Genomic DNA, 23,377 nt, shown 5'->3' on the forward strand with positions numbered 1-23,377 from the left:
TTCGCGCCCAGCGTTCCAGGGTGGCCCGCTCATCGGCAGAAAGCGTCACCGGAGTCTTTGGTCGTCCCGTCCGCGCCATAAATTCCACTCTAGACTTAGCCGACGAATTTTAGACGCAGGACACTAGCCGGAGAACCTCTTCGCGCGGTCCCGGGCCCATTCCACGGCCTTGGCCGCCTGGTCGCCGGTGATGGGGGTGCCAGGCATCCGGCTCAGGCGCTCCACCTGGTCGGCGAAGCGCAGGTGCTCTCGATGAGCGTGTTCCCGGCAGGCGAGGCAGGTGACGCTCTCCGGACGAGGCGAGGTCATCGCATAGGGCGCCTGGAGTCCGCAACCGGTGGTGACGACACTCGGTGCGTCGGGCACGAGGCCCAACGACGACACGATCGCATTGCGGTAGTCGGCGCCGGCCTGCAGCGCCTTCCGCTCGACATGGATGTGCGGATCGGTTTCGCTCATCTGCGTCCGCGCCTCCGTCCGAGTCGTCCAGGAATCAGACTAATGCGTCGACCCCTTTGGTTCACGGGTCCGTTGGGCTACTCGTGGACGGCCCTGGTGCGGACCGGCTGGGGCTGCGGTCGGTACGGCCGCGCGTGAGGTGGCCGGCTCCGGCCTTCGCGGAGGTGCGAACGGCCGCTTTCGGGCACCCGGTGGTAACGGCGACCAGCCATCCGCACCCGAGTGCCATGGACCCGCGGGCCGTCGCCACCTGCGGCGGTTGGCGCCAAGGTGGCTTGCCGTACGAACGGGGGCGGGTCAGGTGTCAGGCGCGGGACAGGTGGGTCGCGGGGTTGGCGATCATCTGTTCGATCACCTGGGCGGCGGCGCCCAGGGAGGCGGCGTCGGGGCCGACGGCGGAGACCTCCAGGCGGGGGGCGGCGTGTCCGATCCGGCTGAGGGAGCGTGCGGCCGGGCCGGACAGCCAGGGGAAGAGGGGCGCGAAGACGCCGCCGAGCACGATCGTGCCCGGGTCCAGCAGGTTGACGGCCGAGATCAGCGCGACGCCCAGCGCCCGGCCGGCCTGTTCGCACGCGTCGAGCGCCCGGCCGTCCCCGGCCCGCAGTCGCTCCACCAGCGTGGCGATCCCGGCGGGCCCCCGGCCGCCGACAGGCTCGGCATCCGTCCCGAAGGGAAGCAGGCCGGCGGCCTGGAGGAGGGCGTCCTGGCCGGCGTAGCGTTCCAGGCAGCCTTGCCCGCCGCAGCGGCAGGGCGGGCCGCCGGGGTCGACGACGACGTGGCCGAGTTCGCCCGCGAACCCCCGGGTCCCCCGGAAGAGGGCGCCGCCGAACACGAGGCCCGCGCCGATGCCGATCTCGCCGGAGACGTAGAGGAAGTCGGGCGCACCGGAGCCGAACCACAGCTCGCCCAGCGCGGCGAGGTTGGCCTCGTTGTCGACGGCCACCGGCACCGGGAGGTCGAGCAACTCGGCGGGACGAATGTCGCGCCAGCCGAGGTTGGGCGCGCCGTGCAGGAGACCACGGGCGGGATCCACCGGCCCGGGTACGGCGAGCACGGCGCCGCCGATGGTCAGCCCGGCTTCGTCCACAGCCTCTAGGGCAAGTTTCCGCAGCTTACGGGCCACGTCTGTGGATATCGAGTAGCGGTTATCCACAGCCTGTGTACGGCGGAGCCGTACGGACCGGGTGAGATCCATCACACAGACGGAGAGATAGTCGACGTTGATCTCCAGCCCCAGCGCGCCCAGATGGTCGCCGCTCAGGCTGACCGCCACGCCGGGACGGCCGCGTTCACCGTCACGGACGGCGGCGGCCTCGGTCACCATTCTCGCGTCGAGCAGGTCGCCGACCAGTTTGGACACGGTGGTCTTGGTCAGCCCGGTGGCCTCGGCGAGTGCCGCGCGGGTCAGCGGGCCGCCCCGGCTGACCTCACCGAGGACGAGCGCGAGGTTGCGGGCGCGCATGGAGTCGTGCCGCACGGGCTGGTCCATCCAAATCAGCTTCCCCTCTTGACCGATCCTCGCCGAGGTCAGATATTAAGTCCATAACGTAGACTAAATCAGAGGACGGTACCCATGGACGCCTTCACCCCCAAGCCGGAAGATCGTTTCACCTTCGGCCTGTGGACGGTCGGCTGGCAGGCGCGTGACCCGTTCGGCGACGCCAGCCGCGCACCGCTGGACCCGGTCGAGAGCGTGCACCGGCTCGCCGAGCTCGGCGCCTACGGCGTCACCTTCCATGACGACGATCTTCTCGCGGTGGAGCCCGATCGCGACCGCGCGGTGGACGCCTTCAAGCGGGCCCTGGCCGGCACCGGGCTGAAGGTCCCGATGGCGACCACCAACCTGTTCACCCACCCCGTCTTCAAGGACGGCGCGTTCACCAGCAACGACCGTGACGTGCGGCGATACGCCATCCGCAAGGTGATGCGCAACCTCGACCTCGCCGCCGAGCTGGGCGCGACCACCTACGTGTGCTGGGGCGGACGTGAGGGCGCGGAGAGCGACGCGGCCAAGGACATCAGGGCCGCGCTCAGCCGTTACAAGGAGGCGATGGACCTGCTCGGGTCGTATGTCATCGACAAGGGCTACGACATCAGGTTCGCCATCGAGCCGAAGCCGAACGAGCCGCGCGGCGACATCCTGCTGCCGACCGTGGGCCACGCGCTGGCGTTCATCAACGAGCTGGAGCACGCCGACCGGGTCGGCCTCAACCCCGAGGTCGGCCACGAGCAGATGGCCGGGCTCAACTTCGTGCACGGCATCGCCCAGGCGCTCTGGCACGGCAAGCTCTTCCACATCGACCTCAACGGCCAGCACGGCCCGAAGTACGACCAGGACTTCATCTTCGGCCACGGCGACGTGAAGAGCGCCTTCTTCCTCGTGGACCTCCTGGAGAACGGCGGCTACGACGGCCCCCGGCACTTCGACTACAAGCCGCTGCGCACCGAGGACGCCTCCGACGTGTGGGACTCCGCCGCCGCCAACATGCGCACCTACCTGATCCTGAAGGAGAAGTCGAAGGCGTTCCGCGCCGACCCCGAGGTGCGGGAGGCGCTCGTCAACTCCCGCGTCGGCGAGCTGGCCGAGCCCACCCTGGCGCCCGGCGAGACCCTGGCCGACCTCGAACGCGAGGACTTCGACGTGGACAAGCTGGCGGAGCGCGGCTTCCACTTCACCCGGCTCAACCAGCTCGCCATCGAGCACCTGCTCGGCGTCAGGTGAGCCTCGTCGCGGGGGTCGACTCCTCCACCCAGAGCTGCAAGGTGGTGATCAGGGACGCCGAGACCGGCGACCTGGTCCGGGAGGGGCGCGCCGCGCATCCGGACGGTACCGAGGTGCATCCGGACGCGTGGTGGGCGGCGCTCTGCGAGGCGATCGAGCAGGCCGGCGGCCTCGGCGACGTGGCCGCGCTGAGCGTCGCCGCCCAGCAGCACGGCATGGTCTGCCTCGACGAGCACGGCGAAGTGGTCAGGCCGGCGCTGCTGTGGAACGACACCCGTTCGGCGGGCGCCGCCGACGACCTCGTGACGGAGCTGGGCGGGCCGGCGGTGTGGGCGGAGGCGGTCGGCAGCGTGCCGGTCGCGTCGTTCACGATCACCAAGCTCCGCTGGCTGGTCACCCACGAGCCCGGCAACGCCCGCCGTACCGCGGCGGTGTGCCTGCCGCACGACTGGCTCACCTGGAAGCTCGCCGGCGCCGCCGGGCTCGGCGCGCTCACCACCGACCGTGGCGACGCCTCGGGAACGGGTTACTGGTCACCGGTCACCGGCGCCTACCGTACGGACCTGCTGGAGAAGGCGTTCGGGGCGACGCCGATCCTGCCCCGGGTACTGTCCCCGACGGACCAGGCGGGGGCGCGCGGGGCGATCAGGCTGGCGCCGGGCACCGGCGACAACATGGCGGCGGCGCTCGGCGTCGGGGCACGGCCGGGCGACGTCGTGGTCTCGATCGGCACTTCGGGCACCGCCTTCGCGGTCGCCGGCACGCCCAGCGCCGACCCGAGCGGGCTGGTGGCCGGGTTCGCCGACGCGACGGGCCGGTTCCTGCCGCTGGCCTGCACGCTCAATGCCGCCCGGGTGCTCGACGCGGCCGCCAGGATGCTCGACGTGAGCCTCGACGACCTGGGCGCGCTGGCCATGCAGGCTCCGCCGGGAGCCGGCGGCCTCACCCTGGTGCCCTATCTGGAGGGGGAGCGCACGCCCAACCTGCCCGACGCCACCGGCTCGCTGCACGGTCTCACCCTGAGCACCGCCACGCCCGCACACCTGGCCAGGGCGGCCGTCGAAGGGCTCCTCTGCCATCTCGCCGACGCCCTCGACGCGCTCGGCCTGACGCCGGAGCGGGTCCTGCTGATCGGCGGCGGCGCGCGTTCCGAGGCCGTACGCCAGATCGCGCCCACGGTCTTCGGGCGTCCGGTCGTGGTGCCGGAGCCGGGGGAGTACGTCGCGGACGGCGCGGCCCGCCAGGCCGCCTGGCTGCTCGCGGGCACCCCTGAACCGCCGGGCTGGGAGAGCGGCGCCACGAGTCACTACGAGGCGCCCGCGACCCCGGAACTCCGCGACCGGTACGCCAGGGCGCGCGTCCTGGCGTGACTCTCAGGGCCGAGGTCTAGGGGCCGAAGCCTCGGGAGCCGAGACCTCAGGAGCCGAGGCGGAAGTCGACGACGCGCAGGGCCGAGGGCGTGGTGCCGGTGGACTTCCGCTGGTACATGATCGACAGCACCCGCTGGGCGGACACTCGCGGATAGTCGACGACGACCTCGCCGAACGCGTTCAGGGCGGTGGTTCCGTCGTAGAGCGTGGTCCAGTCGGTCCAGGCGCTGGCCGCGCTCGCCGCGACGATCCGGGCGTACGGCAGGACCACGTAGGCGTTGTCGGCGGCGTCGAAGACGATCCGGGAACGGCCGGTGGAGTTCAGCGCCACCGGGATCTCCATCTTGTGCCAGGCGCCGGCCGCGTCGCGGTGCACGTGGAAGGCCCGGCCGTACTGCCTGCGCTGGGCGGCGTACGACGAGACGCACTGGGTGAAGCGGCCGGGGACGTAGCTGATGATCACGTGCGGGCGGCCGGCCGAGTCGACGGCCTGGCTCTCCTGGTTCATCAGGGCGTGGTCGACGGACAGCGGGTCGACGACCAGGCCGGGGGAGGTGATCGACACCGGGGTGCCGCCGGCGGCGCCGACCTGCGTTCCGGCGCCGTTGCGCCAGGTGCGTCCCTGGTCGTCGCTGTAGACGTAACCGGTGTCGTGGTTGGCCAGGCCGCCGGAGTGGCACAGCACGCCGGAGTTGCCCTCACGCCAGGTGAAGGCGACGTGCAGCCGGCCGCCGGGGGCGTAGGTCAGGCCGTGGACGTACATGTTGCGGGTGGTGCTGGTCGTGCCGCCGGCGGTGTAGGAGCCCGTGGCGCTCGACCATCTGCCCAGTTTGCTCCAGGTCCCCGCGTGGTACTCGGCCAGCTCGTTGGTGCCGTTGCCCGAGCCTCCCGTCCGATAGCTGAGTTGCAGCCTGCCGGTCGGGGTGACCACGAACTGGGGGTAGGTGATGGAACCCAGGGAGATCCCGTCGAGGGTTCGCTGGATCGCGCCGAACCGGTCGGCCGTCCACGGGAAGGCGGCGGGGTTCGCGGTCAGCCCGGCTACCGACTTGGCGTACCAGATCGCGTTGTTGTGGGTGTCCATCGCCACGTGCAGCCGCCCGTCGGCGGGGGAGACGCCCAGTGAGATGACGTTGTGGGAGTCGTTCACGCTGAGCTGGTGCGGGAGGGTGAGCGTCTGCCACGGTCCGGCGGGCAGGGCACGGCGGGCGATCACCGCGCTCCGGTTCGCCGTGTACCACGCCGCGTACTGGTGTCCGGCCTCCGTGAGGATGCCGTTGAGCTGGAACGACTCGGTGTTGACCAGCCCGTCGTAGGACACGAAGTAGAGCGCGGCGGCGTCCAGGGTGCTGTCGCCGATCTGGGTGACGACCGGGCCGGCCGCCGCGTGGGCGGCCCCGGCGGTCGCGCCCATCGAGACGGACGCCGAGACGGACACCGTGGCCAGAGCTCCCGCACCGAGGACGTGCCTGCGGGTCAGCCCTGATGGATAGGACGAATCGGTCATGACTCTCTCCATCCCGTCGCCGGGCCGCAGGGGTCGGCCAGGGGAATGGTAGGCGGGCATCCGACCGAGGGTCCAGGACAATCTTCGCGACGGATGGCGACCTGCGATGGCGACCTGCGATGACGACCGGCCGGATGCGGCTCCGCGGTGAACGTTACACACCACCGGCCGGCGGCGTGCCCGGCGTCTAAGGGTCGGATCAGGGGTAGGTCAGGGATATCGCCGGATGTCCGGGCAGGGGGGCCGACGGGATGCTTTGACCATGCCGCACCTGAGATGGCTCTACCCGCTGATCGCGTGTTCGGGGATCGTGACAGGGGTCGTCGCCGTGATCGTGGGGCTGGTCGGAACCGATCAGCACCTCGACGCGCTGAGCCTGACGATCAGTCAGTACGCCGTGGCCGAGGTCGGGGGCGCCACGGAGTTCGCGATGATCGTTCTCGGGTCGGCAGCGGTGGCGCTGGTGGCAGGGCTACGGGCGGCGGGGGCGCCGGTGCGGGGGGCGCCGGAGCGGCTGATGATGACGTGGAGCGGGGCGCTGCTGCTGGCGGCGATCGTGCCGGTCGAGCTGAACGCGACCATGGCACAGATCCACCGATTCCTCTCGGTCGCGGCGCTCGTGGCCCTGCCGGCGGCGGCCGGGTTGCTGGTCTCCCGGCTCGCCGCCGATGAGCGGTGGCGAGCCGTCGCCAGGCCGGTCGAGTGGCTGGCCCTGGCCGGCGGTTTCGGCCTGCTGGCGATCACCTACGCGGCCCTGCCCGGCGATGGGACGCTGATCGGCCTGGTCGAGTGGGCCCTGCTGGGCGTCGAGGTGGCGCTGCTCGGAGTGCTGGCCGTACGGCTGGCGCAGTTGGCCTGGCCGGTGGGCGCCGGGGCGCTCCGCCGGATCAGTATTGGCTGGCCATCAGCTTCTTCAGCGCGTGTTCCACGAGTGTGATCAGCACGGACTTGGCCGAGCCGCGCCGCCGTACGTCGCAGTTGAGCACCGGCACGTCGGGGTCGAGGTCGAGGGCCACCCTGACGTCCTCCGGCTGGTAGACCGGGGAGTTGTCGAAGCAGTTGACGGCCACGATGAACGGCGTGCCGCGCTCCTCGAAGTAGTCGATCGAGGGGAAGCAGTCGGTGAGCCGCCGGGTGTCGGCGAGCACGACCGCGCCGAGCGCCCCGTGTGACAACTCATCCCACATGAACCAGAACCGCTCCTGGCCCGGCGTGCCGAACAGGTAGACGACCAGGCCCTCCCTGATGGTGATCCTGCCGAAGTCCATCGCGACCGTGGTGGTGGTCTTGCGCTCGACGCCGTCGGTGTCGTCGACGCCGATGCCCAGGTCTGACAGGACCTCCTCGGTGCGCAGCGGCCGGATCTCGCTGACCGCGCCGACGAGGGTGGTCTTGCCCACGCCGAAACCACCTGCAACCAGGATCTTCAGCGCGACGGGTTCGTCAGAGGGCCCGAAGTCCATTGATCACTTCCTTGAGAACACGCTCGTCGGCACGGGGGGTCGCGTTGGCGGCGGGCTGACGGACGCTGATGAGACCCTGGTCCTGCAGATCACCGAGGAGCACCCGGACCACCCCGAGTGGGAGGTCCAGATCGGAGGCCACGTCGGCGACCGAGGCGGCACGCTTGGTCAGGCGCAGGATGCGCTCCTGCTCCGGACCGAGGGCGGCCGAGGCAGAGGGCCGCGCGCCCGTCGCCGTGATCATCGCGATCAGGTCCATGGTGTCACCGGAGGACCTGGTACGTCCACGGATCAACGCATATGGCCGGACCACCGGCCCGGCCTCGTCATCCAGCCACTGGTGATCGCTCATGAGACGGCACGCGGTGCGGTGGAGATGTGCTGGCCCACCCGCTTGACGAGCATGGCCATCTCGTAGGCGACATGGCCGACATCGGCCTGCGCGTCACTCAGCACGGCCAGGCAGGTGCCCTGCCCGGCGGCGGTGACGAACAGGAACGCCGCCTCCATCTCGACGATCGTCTGCCGGACCTCGCCGCCGCCGAAGTGACGGCCGGCGCCGCGCGCGAGGCTCTGGAAGCCGGCCGCGACGGCGGCCAGATGCTCGGCGTCCTCGCGGCTCAACCCGTTGGAGAAGCCGACCGCGAGACCGTCGGTGGACAGGATGACCGCCTGGCGAACCGCGGCCACCCTGGTGGTCAGGTCGTCAAGCAGCCAGTTCAATTCGCCAGTGTTGCTCGGATGCGCGGTCATTCTTCCCTCTTGTCGCCGTTCGTCTGGTGTGCGAAATCTGCATCCTCACGGCCACGGCGACTCCCCTGCTGGAAGGCAGTGAAGATCGCGCGAGCCTCGTCGGGGGAGCGATCGGTGGCTTCGGGTTCCGCCTCCTCCTCCTTCGCCTCCCTGAGCTGCGGCGCCAGGTTCGCCTGCCGCACGCGGCGTGGAAGGCCGGCGTGGGTGCCGCTGACCTTGCTCCGCTCAGACGCGTCGCCCACCACGGTAAACGGTCCGCTTCCCCTACGGGGCAGGGGCTCCGGGATTTGCTGCACTTCCGAAGGAGCTTCGGACTGATCTTCGGCCGGGCGCACCGCCGACGGCGGGGTCTCCGCCGGCGGCGCCCCCGGCGTGAACAGGTCGCCCGGCTCCGGCCGCCCGGCGGACAGCGGTTCCGGGACGGGCGTCGCCGGCACCGGCTCCGCCCTGCGCTGCCTGCGCTCCCGCCGCCGCTCGGACTTGCGGGGCGCGGCGGCGATCGGACGTGGCGCGGCGGGCACGATCAGGCCCGGCACGTCCGACTCGGCCACCAGCGGGCGCGGAATGAGGACGATCGCGGTCGTCCCCCCGTACGGCGAGGCCCGCAGCATCACGTGGATGCCGTGCCGGATGGCGAGCTGGCCGACCACGAAGAGGCCGAGCCGGTCGCTGTCCGCCAGGTCGAACTCCGGCGGATTGGCCAGCCGGTCGTTGATCGCGGCGTACTCCTCGGGCATCAGCCCGAGGCCGCGGTCCTCCACCTCGATCGCGAACCCGTTCGCCACCAGGTCGCCGCGGATGTTCACCGTGGTCTGCGGCGGCGAGAAGACGGTGGCGTTCTCGATCAGCTCGGCGATCAGGTGGGTGACGTCGGCGACGGCCGCGCCGTCCAGGGCCGCGTTCGGCGCCGGGAGCACGGCCACCCGGGTGTAGTCCTCGACCTCGGCGACCGCGGCGCGCAGGATGTCCACCACGGGCACGGGCTTGCGCCAGGCACGGCCGGGCACCGCCCCCGACAGGATGATCAGACCTTCCGCGTGCCGCCGCATCCGGGTGGTGAGATGGTCGAGCCTGAACAGGTCCTCAAGGTCGGCCGGGTCGTTGGTCTTGCGCTGCATGCCGTCCAGGAGCGTGAGCTGGCGGTGCAGCAGGCTCTGCTTCCGGCGGGCGAGGTTGAGGAAGACCTGGCCGACGCCTCTGCGCATGGCGGCCTGCCCGACGGCCGCCTCGACCGCCGTGCGTTGCACCGAGCTGAACGCCTTGGCCACGTCCCTGATCTCCCGGGAGCCGCCCGCGGCGATCGGCGGGGCCTCCTCCTCGACGTTGACCTCCTCGCCGCGCCGCAGCCGCTCGACGACCCGCGGCAGCCGTGTGTTGGCGAGTTCCGTGGCGGTCCTGCGCAGGCCGAGCAGTTCGCGGGACAGCCGGCGGCCGAAGCGGATGGACAGGATGATCGAGGCGACGACCGCGATGAGGCCGAGCCCGCCGGCGATGCCGATCCGCAGCAGGATCCCCATCGCGACCGAGGTCGACCGCTCGGCGAGCACGTTGGTGGAGGCGAGGCCGATGTCGTCGAGGGTCGAGGAGACCGAGTCGGCGGTGGCCCGCCAGCGCTCGGCGTCCGGCGGCAGATCGCCGTTCCCGGTCGCCGAGATGATCCGGGTCTCCAGGTCGGCGAACTGCTTGAAGCTCGGCGAGTTCAGAGCCTGCTCGTACGGCCGGCGCAGCTCGGCGTCCAGTGACGACAGGCCGCGCGAGTGCAGAAAGCGCCTGGTGGAGACGAACTCGGAGAAGACGTCGTGCTCCTCCGGACTCATCCGCCGGTCGATCAGCGCCCCGCTCATCAGCGCGTTCTCCCGGGCGATGAACTCCCGGGCGTTGCCCATCGACTGCATCGCGGTCGCCTGCTGGAAGATCGACAGGTCGGGTAGGGCGACGAGCTGGTCGTACAGGCGGAAGACCAGGTCCAGGATCCGGTTGTACTCGGACAGCGCGACCAGCCGGGTACTGCGACCCGAGTCGATGGCCGACCTGATCTCCGGCAGCCGGTCCAGCGCCGCGTAGATGTTGTCGAGCGGTGTCCGCAGCTCGGAGGTGACCGAGCTCGCGGCCCGCTCGCTGGTCGCCGCCGCGCGGAACTTCTTCACCGCCGTGTCGGTCGCGTCACGCTGGACACCGAGGTCGCTGGTGACCACGCGGGAGCTGATCGCGATGGCGGAGCGGGCGCGCTCGCCCTGGAGTTGCAGGCCCAGGTCAGTGGAGGTGACACCGACGGTTTGGTATAGCGTGTCCGCCCTGAGCAGGGCTGCTCCATCTCCAACCGTCAGATTGAGGACGAAACCCCACAGTGCGCTCAACGACAGCAATGGTAAGAGCAGCAACAAGAAGATCTTGAACCGAATCGACCGGTTTCTAGAACCCATGCCCACTCGTCCCAACCTCTGAGTGTGTGGAGGCTCGCACCGCATCACCTTTACGGGTAAATGCACCTCCGGAAGATCGCACAGGAGACTAGCACCAATTAAGGTTTCGGCGCAGTGGAGGATGTCATGATAAGTGTGATTACCGGGGCGGGTGCCGGAATCGGCGCGGCGGCGGCGGTTGAGCTCTCCCGGCGCGGTCACCAGGTGATACTCGTTGGACGCACGCCTGCGCGGGTCGCCGCGGTGGCCGACCGGTTGGCGGTGTCCGGACCCAGGCCTCATGTGTTGACCTGCGATTACACCAATCTTGACGACGTGCGCAAACTCGCCGCCGAGATCCGCGATCGCTACTCCAGGATCGACGTTCTCGTCAACAACGCCGGTGTGATGACGACACGCAGGACCAGCACCCTCAACGGGCACGAAATGATCATGCAAGTCAACCATCTCGCCCCGTTCCTCCTTACCACCCTGCTGCTCGACCGCCTCGCCGCCGGCCGGGTCGTCACCACCTCCTCGCAGGCCGGCAAGACGGGCCGCCTCGACCCCGACGACCTCGACCGGAACCGCAGGCGATGGAGCGGCTGGCTGCAGTACGGCGACTCCAAGCAGGCCAACGCCCTGTTCACCGTCGAACTGGCCCGGCGCGGCATCGCCGCCACCTGCTTCCACCCCGGCGTGATCAAGACGGGATTCGCGGGCGGGACCCTCTTCATGAAGCTCGTCCACCGCGTCCCCGGCCTCGGCGACACCCCGGAGAACGGCGCGGCCACCATGGTCCACCTCGCCACCCACCCCGACGGCGTGCGCCATTCCGGCCGCTACTTCGCCAAGTGCGCCCCCGCCGCCCACCCCAAGTCGATGACCGACCCCGCCCTGGCCCGCCGCCTCTGGGACGTCTCACACAGCCTGGTCAATCGCTGACCGGCCCCGCTCTGGTCCGTCGCCTCTGGGACGTCTCACACAGCCTGGTCAATCGCTGACCGGCCCCGCTCTGGTCCGTCGCCTCTGGGACGTCTCACACAGCCTGGTCAATCGCTGACCGGCCCCGCTCTGGTCCGTCGCCTCTGGGACGTCTCACACAACCTGGTCAATCGCTGACCGGCCGTCGCGCGGGCCGGTGTCACGCGGTCGCGGTGGCCTGGGTGAGCTCGTCCACGGCTCGGTAGGCGGCGGCGACCGGGCAGCCGGGGGCGATGATCGCGATCCGGCCGAACCTGCGGCAGGCGGTCGCCGCGGGTGACGGCCCATCCGGATGGAAGCGGTCCCACGGCCTGCCGTACTCCCTGGCGTACCCGTGTCCCCAGCGGTCGATCACCAGCTCCTCGACGTCGCGCCCGGCGTCGAACCCGCCTGGCCCCAGCAGGCGGGTGAGCTGGTCGCGCACGGTGTGCTCCAGGAAGTCGTACGGCGTGCCGAACAGCTCGCGCCGGCCCGCCGACGCGGCCAGCCGCGGGGGCACACCGGGTACGGCACAGGCCCGGGTCAGCCGCGCGGTGTTCCGGCTGATCTCGGCGACCGTCCAGTAGGCGCCGGTGAACCGGGTCCGCCGCACGCCCGCCGTACGGGTCCGCAGCCTCACGGTCGCCTGGACCACCGGGAACCTGATCGTCTGGCGGAGCGTCTCCTGCTGCTCCTCGGGGAGGCCGGGCACCAGGTAGGGGATCATCATCTCGCCGCATGCGAGGACGACGCCGCGGGTCCTGATGGTGCTGACGCCGTGGCCGTCGAAGTAGCCGACCTCGTCCTCGCTGACGCTGACGACGGGGCTGGAGAGCCGGAAGGAGAGCGGGCCCGCCATCGCGCGGACCAGATCGGCGACGCGGACCTGCCGCGTGGCCTCCCACCTCCTGGCCACGCTCGCCATGTTCCACCGGGACGGCTTCGCGTCGTCGAGCCCCGCGAAGCCTGGATACCCGAGTCCCCAGGCGTCGATCGCGCCGAGCACGTCGGCCCCGCAGGCCCACTCGCCACTCGGCATCGTCTGGACGAACCGCAGCACATCAGGATGAACACGGCACACGTCCTTTAGGTAGGCCGCGTAGGTCAGCCCGGCCAGCCGCACCTTCTTCTCCTCGTCCGGCAAGCCGGGAAAGCGGTCGGGCGGATCGTCGTACAGCCTGGCGAGATCCTTTCTGGCCTGCTTCGCGATGGGAAGGTGGTCAATCCAGGAGCCGATGAGCCGTACCAGCCTGTCCGTGCCGAAGGTCTCCCTGTCGCAGTGGACGCTGTCGTACGTGGGTTCGGCGCGGGCGACGCTCCGCAGGCCGAGCCGGTCGACCAGGTCCCGGGCCTCGGGAGTGTGGATCGACAGCCAGCGCGCCCGCGCCGCCAGCCCGTCGTGGTCGTCGAGGACGTGGTGGTTGTCCAGCCCACGCTCGCCCGCCCCGCCGTCGTGCGGGACACCCTGGTGGCCCAGTTCCTCGTGGTGGCCCAGGACCTCGTGGTGGCCCAGGACCTTGTGATTGTCCATGGCCTCGTGGTGGCCCAGGACCTCGTGATGGTCCAGGACCTCGTGGTTGTCCAGGATGAGGACGCGGGCGGCGGGGTCCTGGGCGAGCCGGCGGTGGGCGGCGGTGATCCCCGCCAAGCCCGCGCCGACCACCACCAGGTCGTAGCTCTCCCCAGTCGGACGCGACGGCCCGGCGTGCTGCCAGAACCGGCCGTCGCGCAGGGCGTGCGGCACGCTGAGCGCGGCGGGCGTGTCGCCGTGCCAGATGGCCGGGGGCCTCGCCGCTGCCGTCCCGGACGTCCCGCCCGGCGGCAGTGCTGCGATGCCCGCCGCCACCGCCACGCCGTCCAGGAAGTGCCTGCGCGTGATCGCACGGCCCGCCCCGAGTCCGCCCGGCCGATCTGTCATGCCGCCGATCGTGCTCACCCCCCGGCGGCACGCTCTTCGCCCACGCTGCCACAAGGGGAACATTTTGCGGGATCCGGCGCGCTCGATGGACGGCACCATCCACGACCTGCTCACTGTCCCGGCTTCACTGTCCGGGCTTCACTGTCCGGGCTCAAGATGTACGGCAAGCCACCTTGGCGCCTCGCGCCGCCGCCGGCCGGCGTCCGTGGACACACGCCTCTCCAGCGTGGGTGGTCACGCGACGTGACGCCTGGCCCGCCGGCCGTTGCCGTGCTGGGACCCGCGCGTGAAGCGCCTGCCCAGTGAGCGACGCCGCCACCCCTCTGCTCACCAGGGCCGGAACCGGACACCCGAGGGAGACGGATTCCCGCAGAGGGCGTTAGAGATCGGGCAATGCGAGCGCGGTGGGTGATTCCTCCGGCGCTCGGGTGAACCGGCGTCAAGGGCCGGGGACGCGACCTTCGTCATGACTCTCCGGTCGGCACTCTCCAGGACCAAAGGCGGGCTGGGTTTCACCAACGGAGATGGTCGGCGGGACGGCGTTACGGCGGTTGGTTGGAGCGCTGGAGTGGCGTGGGTCCACGGACGGCCACCACCTGCGGCGCGGGGCGCCGGGGTGGCTTGCCGTACGTTCTGCAATGCACCCGGCTCGCCTTTGTTCCGGGATTCCGTGAATACGGAACATCAAGCGATCGTTTCGTGCCACCCGGCGCGGGACAGGGTGATCTCCCCAGTGGGCGCGACCGTTACTTTTGCTCCCCTGATCGGCAGTTCGCCGTTGCGCAGCCAGTAATGCCGGAGGTCGTCAAGGATGTCCCATAGACGTCGCGGCCCGCCTTGATGGACCACGGGCAGCTCATCCCATTTGCTGCTGGCCCTGGCCCATGAGCCATCCGAGTGCACCATCCACGCGGTTTGGCTGCCGTCTTCGCTGGACTCGCGATAATGGTGTTCGATATGGGGGGCGACTACTTCGAGCATCGAACTCAGGTCCCAGGCGTCCGATACGTTCACCATGGGGTAACGGCCGAGGGCGATCTGTTCGCCGTCTTGTTCACGAAGGCCCGCGAGCAAATCGTCACGGCTGGGCGGGTAATCGGCGCCCGTTCTGGTCGGCATGAACATCGCCCGATCCCATTCGACTCTTCCGACAGCACCGCCGTCTTCGGTCTTGTTCGCCGTTATGATCAGGGAGGTATTGCTGATCACGGTCACCAGTCGCCCCCCTGGTCGCAGCGCGGTGAGCCAGCTCGCGGGGATCGGCCGCACTGACACCATCGAAACGATCCGGTCGTACGTGCCCGGAAGCGGCCCGCCGGCATCGCAAGTGGAGATCTCCGGATGCAGCCCGATAGCAGTAAGGCGTTCGGACGCCATCTCTGTCAGATAAGGGTCAATGTCGATGCTGGTTACCTGGCTCTCACCAAGCCGGTGGGACAACAGCGCCGTGCTGTAGCCCGATCCGGTGGCGACATCGAGAACAGTCGCACCGTCGTTGACCTCCAGATGCCGTAGCATCCGCACAACCAGGCCGGGAAGCGTGGACGAAGAAGTTGGACGCCCGGAAGAATGGTCACCGATCTGGGCGTGATCGGCATGAACGCTCCCGACTTTGGTGATCAACGTCTGGTCGTCGTACGCCGCCTGCATCCACGCTTCCACGTCGGACGGACCGTCATACAGCGCCCCCCATTCCCCCCTTTCGGGATCGGCTCCCCACCATCGCGGGACGAGCAGGTGGCGCGGAGTGGCCGCTACCGGCCCGTACCAACGCGAGCCCGGGTGGCTCACACGGACAGCGAGCCTTTCGGCATGCTGTTCCCAATCCATGTCCTCACTTCTTCGTGTCCGGCTGACAAAACCTCGGATTGCACGCCGGCCTCTCCGCTGGGGCACAGTCCGAGCTGTCGCCCTGCTGAGGCTTGCAGGGCTTTTCGTTGGGCGTGCAATCCTGTGAATCGGGGCTGCAATCACCTGCCGCTGGGCCGGGGATTCTTGCGACGAGCCTCTCCCATGCGTGCCCGGTCAGAATATCGGCCAGGGGCTGTTCCTGAACATTGCCCGCCCTCATCCAACGCGACAGGACGCATGGCCAAACCTCCCCAGTCGGTGAGATTGCCGCCAAGCCGCACCCACAACGGCCACATAACTGCGACGCATCCGTCGGTGCACGTCTGCCCCGGCCGACACCACGAACGAAGTCTGTGCCGATGTCGGTCACGCCAAGGTTGACCAGCTCCGCGCGAGACTGTTCCACTCGCTGTCCATCGGTTACACCGATGATTCCCACCCGCAGCCGGATCTTTCGTCTGACCGCCTCGATGATATTCATTCGGGTGCGGGTATGACTGCCCTGACGGCCCGTCACGGCCTCGTGCTGGGGTGCTTGATCGGAGTAGTAGCTCGTCGCCAGCGAGACGCTCGGGTGAGCGTACAGATCCCACCACTCATCGCGCACCTGAACGAGATTACTGAATACCTCTGTCGGTAGACCGCTGTCGATCGCGTGCCGAAGGAGTTGCGTGAAACGTGGATGCATGGTCGGTTCGCCGCCGATCAACTGGAGCTGGGAAACCCCCAGCCGTCGCGCGTCGGAGATGAGCTCGCGCCAGTTCGCCTCCGTCATGGTGCCATGGTCACCTGCGGGTCCGGAGTCTGCGTAGCAGTGGATACATGCAAGCTGGCATCTGCCGGTTATCTCGAATTCCAGTCGCCAGCCTGAAAGAGGTAGGTCGGCTTTCTCTTGTTTGTCGACGATCGTCACAGTCATGGCAGCCTTTTCTCCGGTAACGCGATATTGGAGAGTTGTGGACCTGGTGAAATCATCGATAAACGTGCCGCTTCTCATCGCATCATAGCGCACGCCGGAGCGGTTGTAGATAGGGTCGGCAAATTTCCTGAAGACTCAAGGCGGTATGTGAATTTGCATTGTGCATTATGAATGATTTCGCGAATCATAATGCGCAAAGAAATGGGAGAAAGATTTCTGGGGAAGCGTGCGGAGGCTCGCCCGGCATCCTCGTGCCTGACCGGGGGGTCGGCACCCAGGCTGCTCGCCGTCGTCGCGCAGGATGCCCGGTGGGCCGCCGTCGCCGACTGACGGCACCGGGGCCAGGACGGAGGGCGGGCACGTGCCGGGGTTCACCAACGGGGACGGTCGGCGGGACGGCGTTACGGCGGTTGGCTGGAGCGCTGGAGTGGCGTGGGTCCACGGACGGCCACCACCTGCGGCGCGGGGCGCCGGGGTGGCTTGCCGTACGTTCTGGGCTGCGGGCTGCGGGCTGCGGGCTGCGGGCTGCGGTTGTGGGCGTGGGCGTGTGGGCTGTGGGCGTGCGGGGGCGGATGAGGGCGTGGGCGCCCACTCGCCCGGGGTGGTGGGTCAGATGAGGACGTGGGCGTCGGGGTGGCCGACGAAGGAGAACTGGGCGTTGCGGGTGAGTTTGATGTCGTCCGCCTGCCAGGTGTGCATCTCGGTGTCGCCGCTGCGCCAGTAGACGAAGTTGAAGCGGTCGGCCGAGTAGATCTTGATGCCTTCCTCCTTGAGGCGGCGGACCATGCGGGTGTCCTCGCCTCGGGTGACGTCCTCGAACGGGTAGCTGCGGAACATGTCGGCGTTGCCGAGGAAGGTGCCGCCCTGGACGAGGTGGGCGTAGCGGTGCTCCAGGCCGGGGAGGCGGAGCATCGTGGTGTTGGTGCCCTCGAAGTAGGTGTAGTGCGCGCCCTTGCCGACGAGTTCGGCGTCTGAGTAGTCGAAGGCGCGGGCCAGGTCGGAGAGGTAGTGCTCGCCGTAGAGGTTGTCGTCGTCCATCTTGGCGATCAGGTCGCCCTCGGCCGCGGCGATGCCGAGGTTGAGGCAGGCGCCGAGGGAGAGTTCCGGGGCGGCGGGGAGGACGACGACGTCGGAGACGCCCGCCATCCTGGCCTTGTCGGCGACGACCAGCGGGTCGATGTCTAGGCCGTGCAGGACCATGACGAGCTGGACGGGCTTGTGGGTCTGGCGGGCGACCGAGGAGATCGCGTGTTCGAGCTGGGCGGCCCGGTTGGTGGGCAGCACCACCGAGATGGAGCGGGTCCGCTGGGCGACGGGACGGCCGAGGGCCCGGAGGATCTGGTCGACCCGGTGGGAGAAGAGGTGTTTGTCGAACACCTCCCGCATCGCGAGGTGCCCCTGGCGGGCGCGCAGCTCGGGGCTGTTGATCAGGTGCAGCACCTGGTTGTACGACTCGAGCTGGTCGCGGGCGATGGGGATGAGCTTGCCGAAGGTCTCCTCGATGGCGCGGGACCAGCCGGTCACCATCGAGGTCGAGCAGGCGGAGAGCTCGAAGACCCGGCGTGCGCACATGGTGGGCGAGTCGAGCACGGAGTTCACGTTGAGGAAGACCTTGTACATCTTGTAGGCGGCCAGCATCTGCTCGTACGGCAGTTCGCCGACGATGTGCGGCTTGTACTCGTCCGGCCAGGCGTACTTCTCGTCGACCTCGCCGTTGCGGGCGAAGATGTGCAGCCCGAGGTCGCGGATCGGGGCGAGCACGGTCTCCATCTGCTCGCGGCGCTCGGGGTGCTTGTTGCGGAAGTACATCCCGGCGAAGACGACGTCGTGCAGCCGCCCCTTCGGGGTCTGGATCGGGTTGTGCACCCGTGGCTGCGCGGCGAACTGGAGCACGTCCACCCGGTCGTGCCCGAGCACCTCGCGGTAGCGGGGCACCATGTCGCCGTCGCAGGTGTACACGTGGTCGAACAGCTTGGCCGTGTCGATGAAGAACTCGAAGTTGGGCGGGTCCTCCTTGTTCCAGAAGACCGTCGGGATGCCCTCCTCGTTGCACCAGGCGATCAGGTCGAGCAGTTCCTGCTTGGGCGCCTTGGTGCCCGTCATCTGGTAGCGCCACCGGCCCTGGTTGCCGTGCCAGGCCGACTCGCAGAACAGGATCTCCGGTCGCCGCTCCGCGAAGATCTCCGGCCAGTCCTTCAGCCCGAACTCGATCTGGTCCCACTCGTAGCGGAACGCCATCCGGGAGAAGTCGTCCAGGATCACCGCGACCTTGAGCGCGGGCCGGGCGACGGGTCCCGCGGGCCATTTGGCGGCGGGCACGTCGACCCGGGGGCCGCGGTGGGTGACCGCGTCGATCACTTCTTCGACCGGGGTGGGCGCGGGGGGCGGCTCCTCCTCCTCGGCCCTGGCCGCCTTGGCCGCCTTGAGCAGGTTGCCGGGGCCCATCCCCGCGAGCGCCTCGCCGACCTTGAACGCCCGTTTCGTCTGGAGCGCCTCCAGCTCCCACGCGGCGTACTCGGCCCTGGCTTCGGCGATCTCCGCCCGCCTCCGCAACTCCTCGATCTCGGTTTCGTGCCGCTCGATGAGCTTGCGCTCCTCGGGCAGCCAGTTCACCGGACCGAGCCGCTTGAACGTCGGCTCTTCGGGAGTTTCGGCCATGGTGCGTCGCCCTTATCGCTCGCGGGTTCTGTCATGTTACGGCGGGAGCCGTCACCTTAAGAGGTGATTTAGCCCATTCGCTTGGGTACGGCCTGCGAAGCCGGGGAGAGGTTGTCCCCCTTCAACCAGGCGGCGATCACCTTGGCCACCCGCGGTCCGGAGGCCCCGTCCCAGAGCGGGGGAAGCTCGCCGCTGGGCGTGGTGGCCCCGTCGGCCAGGGCCTTGTCGGCGGCGGCCGGCAGCAGGGCGGGGGTCACCAGCCGGTTGGTGCCGTGCGTGATGGTGATCGGCCGCTCGGTGTTGGGCCGCAGCGTCAGGCAGGGTACGGCCAGCATGGTCGTCTCCTCCTGCACGCCTCCCGAGTCGGTGACCACGAGCTTGGCGCCGCGCACCAGGGAGAGGAAGTCGACGTAGCCGAGCGGGTCGATGATCGACAGGTTCGGGCCGCTGACCAGCCCGGCGGCGGCGAGCCGGTCACGTCCGCGCGGGTGCAGCGGCACCACGACGTGGATCCGCCGGCTGACTTCGAGCACCGCGTCGACGAGTTCGCGGGCCGAGGCGGGGTCGTCCACGTTGGCGGGCCGGTGCAGCGTGCCGACGGCGTAACGCTCGGGCAGATCAAGACGGAGGCGCACCGGCTCGGGATCGAGCCGCGGCAGCGCGGAGAACAGGCTGTCGATCATCGGGTTGCCCACCAGGTGGACCTTCGCCGGATCGATGCCCTCGGCGGCGAGGTGCGACAGCGCGTCGGGCGAGGTGGCGAAGAGCAGGTCGGCCAGCGCGTCGGTGACCACCCGGTTCACCTCCTCGGGCATCTGCCGGTCGAAGCTGCGCAGCCCGGCCTCGACGTGCGCGGTCGGGATGTGCAGCTTGGCGCAGACCAGGATGGCGGCGAGGGTCGAGTTGACGTCGCCGTAGACCACGACGAGGTCGGGGCGGTGGGCGAGCACCACCTCCTCGAGTCCGGTCAGCAGGGCGGCGGTCTGCACGGCGTGGCTGCCGGACCCGACGCCGAGGTTGGCGATCGGCTCGGGCAGGCCGAGGTCGGCGAAGAACACGTCCGACATCAGCGCGTCGTAGTGCTGGCCGGTGTGCACGATGCCCTGGGGGACGCCGAGCTCGGCGAGGCCGCGCACGACGGGGGCCGCCTTCACGAAGTTCGGCCTCGCGCCCAGCACGTGCAGGACGAGGACCTCATCGGAGGGGGGAGCGACACGGTCCGTCATTGACCTCGCCTTTCATGCGCGAATAAGACTACGCAGCCGGTGGAATCTCATACTTGGTTAGGGCAAACGTTGCCTATGGTACGGTCGCCGCGTGGTATCTGACGCCAGTCGGCCAGAGTCCCCGAAGGTTTCTCCCCAGTCGGCTCGCGCCGGTATGCGTGGATTCTTAAAGGGCTTCGTCCAGCATCCGGTGATGGTCTCCCGGGTCCTCGCCAGCCGCATCAAGTCCGACCCGCTCAGGGTCGCGCACGCGGCGGCGGACGCCCTTCCCCCGAAGGTGCGTCCAGCCGTGGGGAGCCTGGCCTGGCCCGCTGCCCGCGGGGCCAAGATGGTCAGGCGCCAACTCCGGCTGGTCGGCCGCAAAGTCGGCCAGCGCATGATGCGGGGGCAGTGGCGGGTCGCCAAGGCGCACTTCGACGAGGGCCGGATGACCGAGGCCGCCGCCGTGCTCGCGCCGTACGTGAAGTATCCCTTCGTCAAGCGCAGGGCCGAGTACTACGTCGGCGAGCTGGCTTCGATCAAGCCGAACCCGATCCCGCCGAAGCCCAAGGTCATCATGGGTGAGCGGATCGAGGGCCGGGTGCTGCACTGCGTCACCAACGCTCTGCCGTACACCCAGGCGGGTTACACCGTACGCACCCACCGGATCGTCAGCGCGCAGCGGGTGGCCGGGCTCGACCCGCACGTGGTGACGAGCTGGGGCTGGCCGATGCTCCAGGGCCACGCCGACGCGGGGACGTACGAGGAGATCGACGGCATCCCCTATCACCGGCTGCTGCCCACGGGCGAGGTGCCCTTCGAGTCGCAGGGCCGGATGATCCGCGGCGCCGGCGAGGTGACCGAGCTGGTCAGGACCCTGCGCCCGCAGGTACTGCACGCCGCCACCGACCACCGCAACGGCTCGGTGGCGATGGCCGTGCGCGATCGCACCGGCACCCCCTTCGTCTACGAGGTCCGCGGTTTCCTGGAGGAGACCTGGGCCTCGCGCGACCCGGTCAGGGTCGGCAGCGAGCGGCACCTGCTCCAGCGTGACCGCGAGGCGTTCCTGATGCGCTCGGCGGACGCGGTCGTGACGCTGGCGGAGACGATGGCCGTGGAGATCGTCGAGCGCGGCGTGCCCCGCGAGAAGATCCATCTGGCCCCGAACGCGGTGGACGACTCCCTGCTCGCCGCCGATTACGACGGAGCGGCGTTCCGCGAGCAGTACGGCATCGCCCCCGGCGAGATCGTGGTGGGCTCGGTCTCCAGCATCGTGGCCTACGAGGGCTTCGCGACCCTGATCAACGCGGCGGCGCTGCTCCGCGACCAGGGTTCCAAGATCAGGGTGCTGCTGGTCGGCGACGGGGCCGAGCGTCCCGCGCTGCTGGAACTGATCGAGTCGCTCGGGCTCACCTCGGCGATCCTGCCCGGCAGGGTGGGGCCCGATGAGGCGCTGCAGGCTCAGGCGGCGATCGACATCTTCGTCTGCCCACGCGAGGATCTCCGGGTCTGCCGCCTGGTCACGCCGCTCAAACCCGTCGAGGCGATGGCCCTCGGCAAGCCGGTCGTGCTGAGCGATCTGCCCGCCCTCTCCGAGTTGGTCGGCGCCGACGGCGCGGGGCTGCTGGTGCCGCCGGGAGACCCGGAGGCGCTGGCGAAAGCCCTGGCCGGGCTGGGCGACGACCCCGCCCGCCGGACCGCGATGGGTGAGGCGGGCCGGGCGGAGGTGGCCGCCAAGCGGACGTGGAGCCGGGTGGCGGAGACGTACCGCGACCTCTACCGCTCACTTGACAATCGATGACTCGCCGGATCCGTGCCGGATGTGACGCGTTCAAACACATTAGGCGTGGGTCGTGCCGACTTGAGATAGCCTTTGCGACCATGAAGTGTTCTTTCCGGCTCCCCAGGGTTTCACGTGAACGAGTTTGATCTCGCCGTCATCGGTCTTGGGTACGTCGGTATGCCGCTGGCCAAAGAGGCTGCGGCCGCTGGTCTGCGGGTCGCCGGCCTCGACGTCGACGCCGGTAAGGTGGACGCGCTCAACGCAGGCCGCTCATACATCGACGACCTGACCGACGCCGATCTCGACCGGATGCTGCAGAACGGCTTCACGGCCACGCTCGACGAGTCGGTGCTGGCCAGAAGCCGTACGATCGTGATCTGCGTGCCGACTCCGCTCGACGAGGACCACCGCCCGGACCTGTCGTCCGTGGAGGGCGCGACCAGCGCCGTCGCCCGGCACCTCACCGCCGGCACCCTCGTGGTGCTGGAGTCCACGACCTATCCCGGCACGACCGACGAGATCGCCCGCCCGCTCCTTGAGGCGTCGGGTCTCGTCGCGGGCCGCGACTTCCATCTGGCCTTCTCGCCCGAGCGCATCGACCCGGGTAACGCCAAGTACGGCCTGCGGAACACCCCGAAGGTCGTCGGTGGGTTCACCGCCGAGTGCCGGGACCGCGCCACCGCCTTCTACGCCGGCTTCATCGAGCAGATCGTTCCGGTCAGCGGCACCCGCGAGGCCGAGATGGCCAAGCTGCTCGAGAACACCTACCGCCACGTGAACATCGCCCTCGTCAACGAGATGGCGATCTTCTGCGACGAACTGGGCATCGACCTGTGGGAGTCGATCGAGGCGGCGTCCACCAAGCCGTTCGGCTTCCAGAAGTTCCTGCCGGGCCCCGGTGTGGGCGGGCACTGCATCCCGGTCGACCCCAGCTACCTCTCCTACCGGGTACGCCGCCTCGGCTACCCGTTCCGGTTCGTGGAGCTGGCGCAGGAGATCAACGAGCGGATGCCCAACTACGTGGTGGCCCGCATCCAGCGGCTGCTGAACAAGGAGCGCAAGGCCGTCAACGGCTCGAAGGTGGCCCTCCTCGGCGTCACCTACAAGCCCGACATCGCCGACGAGCGTGAGACGCCCGCCCTGCCCCTCGCCCGTGCCCTTCTCGAACTCGGCGCCGAACTGGTATTCGTCGACCCGTACGTGAAGAAGTGGCAGGTGGACGGGGTGGAGGTGCCTCGCCGTGAGGACCTCTCCGCCGCCGTCGCGGAGGCGGACGTGACCGTGTTGCTCCAGCAGCACGCTATCTTCGATCTCTCGATCGTGGAGGAGCGAGCCGGTCTCGTCCTCGACACCCGCGGCGTCCTCGCCGAGGGCGACCGCGTCGAGCGGCTCTAGGGGGTTCGG

The 23,377-nt window shown here is 69.5% G+C and carries 18 protein-coding genes; 6 read left to right on the forward strand and 12 right to left on the reverse strand.

Features of this window, described 5'->3' with window-relative positions; all coding sequences use genetic code 11:
• Positions 1 to 123 precede the first annotated feature (123 nt).
• A complete protein-coding gene (locus MBA17_RS30275) occupies positions 124 to 459 on the reverse strand; it encodes a hypothetical protein (protein ID WP_238500154.1) in 336 nt (111 codons plus the stop codon).
• 304 nt (positions 460 to 763) lie between these two features.
• Positions 764 to 1,948 carry an ROK family protein gene (locus tag MBA17_RS30280; RefSeq protein ID WP_238500155.1) on the reverse strand — a complete coding sequence of 395 codons (1,185 nt, stop codon included), beginning with the start codon at positions 1,946 to 1,948 and terminating at the stop codon, positions 764 to 766.
• Between the two features lie 84 nt (positions 1,949 to 2,032).
• Between MBA17_RS30280 and xylA the strand changes: the two genes are divergently transcribed.
• Both xylA and xylB read left to right on the forward strand, forming a co-directional pair.
• Positions 2,033 to 3,181, forward strand: a complete 1,149-nt coding sequence (xylA, locus tag MBA17_RS30285; RefSeq protein WP_238500156.1) for a xylose isomerase — start codon at positions 2,033 to 2,035, stop codon at positions 3,179 to 3,181.
• Positions 3,178 to 4,551 (forward strand): xylulokinase, encoded by a 1,374-nt coding sequence (gene xylB, locus MBA17_RS30290; RefSeq protein WP_238500157.1) that lies wholly within the window; start codon positions 3,178 to 3,180, stop codon positions 4,549 to 4,551. The genes xylA and xylB overlap by 4 nt, the downstream gene beginning before the upstream one ends.
• Before the next feature lie 46 nt (positions 4,552 to 4,597).
• Here the strand turns inward: xylB and MBA17_RS30295 are convergent, their stop codons facing one another.
• Positions 4,598 to 6,058: a BNR repeat-containing protein gene (locus tag MBA17_RS30295; protein WP_238500158.1), complete on the reverse strand. Its 1,461-nt coding sequence runs from the start codon at positions 6,056 to 6,058 to the stop codon at positions 4,598 to 4,600.
• Between the two features lie 262 nt (positions 6,059 to 6,320).
• Here MBA17_RS30295 and MBA17_RS30300 point away from each other — a divergent pair, with 262 nt between their 5' ends.
• Complete coding sequence (locus tag MBA17_RS30300; RefSeq protein ID WP_238500159.1) at positions 6,321 to 6,995, forward strand: DUF998 domain-containing protein; 675 nt, start codon at positions 6,321 to 6,323, stop codon at positions 6,993 to 6,995.
• On the opposite strand, the gene MBA17_RS30305 is transcribed toward MBA17_RS30300, so the two are convergent.
• From MBA17_RS30305 to MBA17_RS30320, 4 genes are read right to left on the reverse strand one after another with little or no spacing between them, the layout of a single operon-like run.
• Positions 6,946 to 7,521, reverse strand: a complete 576-nt coding sequence (locus MBA17_RS30305; protein WP_238500160.1) for a GTP-binding protein — start codon at positions 7,519 to 7,521, stop codon at positions 6,946 to 6,948. The two genes, MBA17_RS30300 and MBA17_RS30305, sit on opposite strands and share 50 nt — an antisense overlap.
• Positions 7,502 to 7,873: a DUF742 domain-containing protein gene (locus MBA17_RS30310; protein WP_238500161.1), complete on the reverse strand. Its 372-nt coding sequence runs from the start codon at positions 7,871 to 7,873 to the stop codon at positions 7,502 to 7,504. The genes MBA17_RS30305 and MBA17_RS30310 overlap by 20 nt, the downstream gene beginning before the upstream one ends.
• Entirely contained in the window at positions 7,870 to 8,274 is a 405-nt protein-coding gene (locus MBA17_RS30315; protein ID WP_238500162.1) for a roadblock/LC7 domain-containing protein, read from the reverse strand. The genes MBA17_RS30310 and MBA17_RS30315 overlap by 4 nt, the downstream gene beginning before the upstream one ends.
• Entirely contained in the window at positions 8,271 to 10,631 is a 2,361-nt protein-coding gene (locus tag MBA17_RS30320; protein WP_238500163.1) for a sensor histidine kinase, read from the reverse strand. The genes MBA17_RS30315 and MBA17_RS30320 overlap by 4 nt, the downstream gene beginning before the upstream one ends.
• Positions 10,632 to 10,823: 192 nt before the next feature.
• On the opposite strand from MBA17_RS30320, the gene MBA17_RS30325 reads away from it, so the two are divergent.
• Positions 10,824 to 11,621 (forward strand): SDR family NAD(P)-dependent oxidoreductase, encoded by a 798-nt coding sequence (locus MBA17_RS30325; RefSeq protein ID WP_238500164.1) that lies wholly within the window; start codon positions 10,824 to 10,826, stop codon positions 11,619 to 11,621.
• Between the two features lie 199 nt (positions 11,622 to 11,820).
• Here MBA17_RS30325 and MBA17_RS30330 read toward each other — a convergent pair whose 3' ends face one another.
• The 5 genes from MBA17_RS30330 to wecB all read right to left on the reverse strand — a co-directional run bounded on the left by MBA17_RS30330 (position 11,821) and on the right by wecB (position 20,211).
• Positions 11,821 to 13,557, reverse strand: coding sequence for a hypothetical protein (locus MBA17_RS30330; RefSeq protein WP_238500165.1), 1,737 nt, complete (start codon positions 13,555 to 13,557; stop codon positions 11,821 to 11,823).
• Positions 13,558 to 14,241: 684 nt separating this feature from the next.
• Positions 14,242 to 15,207 carry a methyltransferase domain-containing protein gene (locus MBA17_RS30335; protein ID WP_238500166.1) on the reverse strand — a complete coding sequence of 322 codons (966 nt, stop codon included), beginning with the start codon at positions 15,205 to 15,207 and terminating at the stop codon, positions 14,242 to 14,244.
• Between the two features lie 184 nt (positions 15,208 to 15,391).
• The gene (locus MBA17_RS30340; RefSeq protein WP_238500167.1) at positions 15,392 to 16,420 is read right to left on the reverse strand and encodes a radical SAM/SPASM domain-containing protein; all 1,029 of its coding nucleotides are present in this window, start codon (positions 16,418 to 16,420) and stop codon (positions 15,392 to 15,394) included.
• A gap of 516 nt (positions 16,421 to 16,936) precedes the next feature.
• Positions 16,937 to 18,985 (reverse strand): glycosyltransferase family protein, encoded by a 2,049-nt coding sequence (locus MBA17_RS30345; protein ID WP_238500168.1) that lies wholly within the window; start codon positions 18,983 to 18,985, stop codon positions 16,937 to 16,939.
• A gap of 68 nt (positions 18,986 to 19,053) precedes the next feature.
• On the reverse strand, positions 19,054 to 20,211 hold the full coding sequence (wecB, locus tag MBA17_RS30350) for a non-hydrolyzing UDP-N-acetylglucosamine 2-epimerase (protein WP_238500169.1): 1,158 nt from the start codon (positions 20,209 to 20,211) through the stop codon (positions 19,054 to 19,056).
• 193 nt (positions 20,212 to 20,404) lie between these two features.
• Here wecB and MBA17_RS30355 point away from each other — a divergent pair, with 193 nt between their 5' ends.
• Both MBA17_RS30355 and MBA17_RS30360 read left to right on the forward strand, forming a co-directional pair.
• A complete protein-coding gene (locus MBA17_RS30355) occupies positions 20,405 to 21,991 on the forward strand; it encodes a glycosyltransferase family 4 protein (RefSeq protein ID WP_238500170.1) in 1,587 nt (528 codons plus the stop codon).
• A 114-nt stretch (positions 21,992 to 22,105) separates the two neighbouring features.
• On the forward strand, positions 22,106 to 23,368 hold the full coding sequence (locus MBA17_RS30360; RefSeq protein ID WP_455432887.1) for a nucleotide sugar dehydrogenase: 1,263 nt from the start codon (positions 22,106 to 22,108) through the stop codon (positions 23,366 to 23,368).
• Positions 23,369 to 23,377 lie beyond the last annotated feature (9 nt).

Source organism: Dolomitihabitans soli, from assembly GCF_022213955.1.
GTDB lineage: Bacteria > Actinomycetota > Actinomycetes > Streptosporangiales > Streptosporangiaceae > Streptosporangium_A > Streptosporangium_A soli.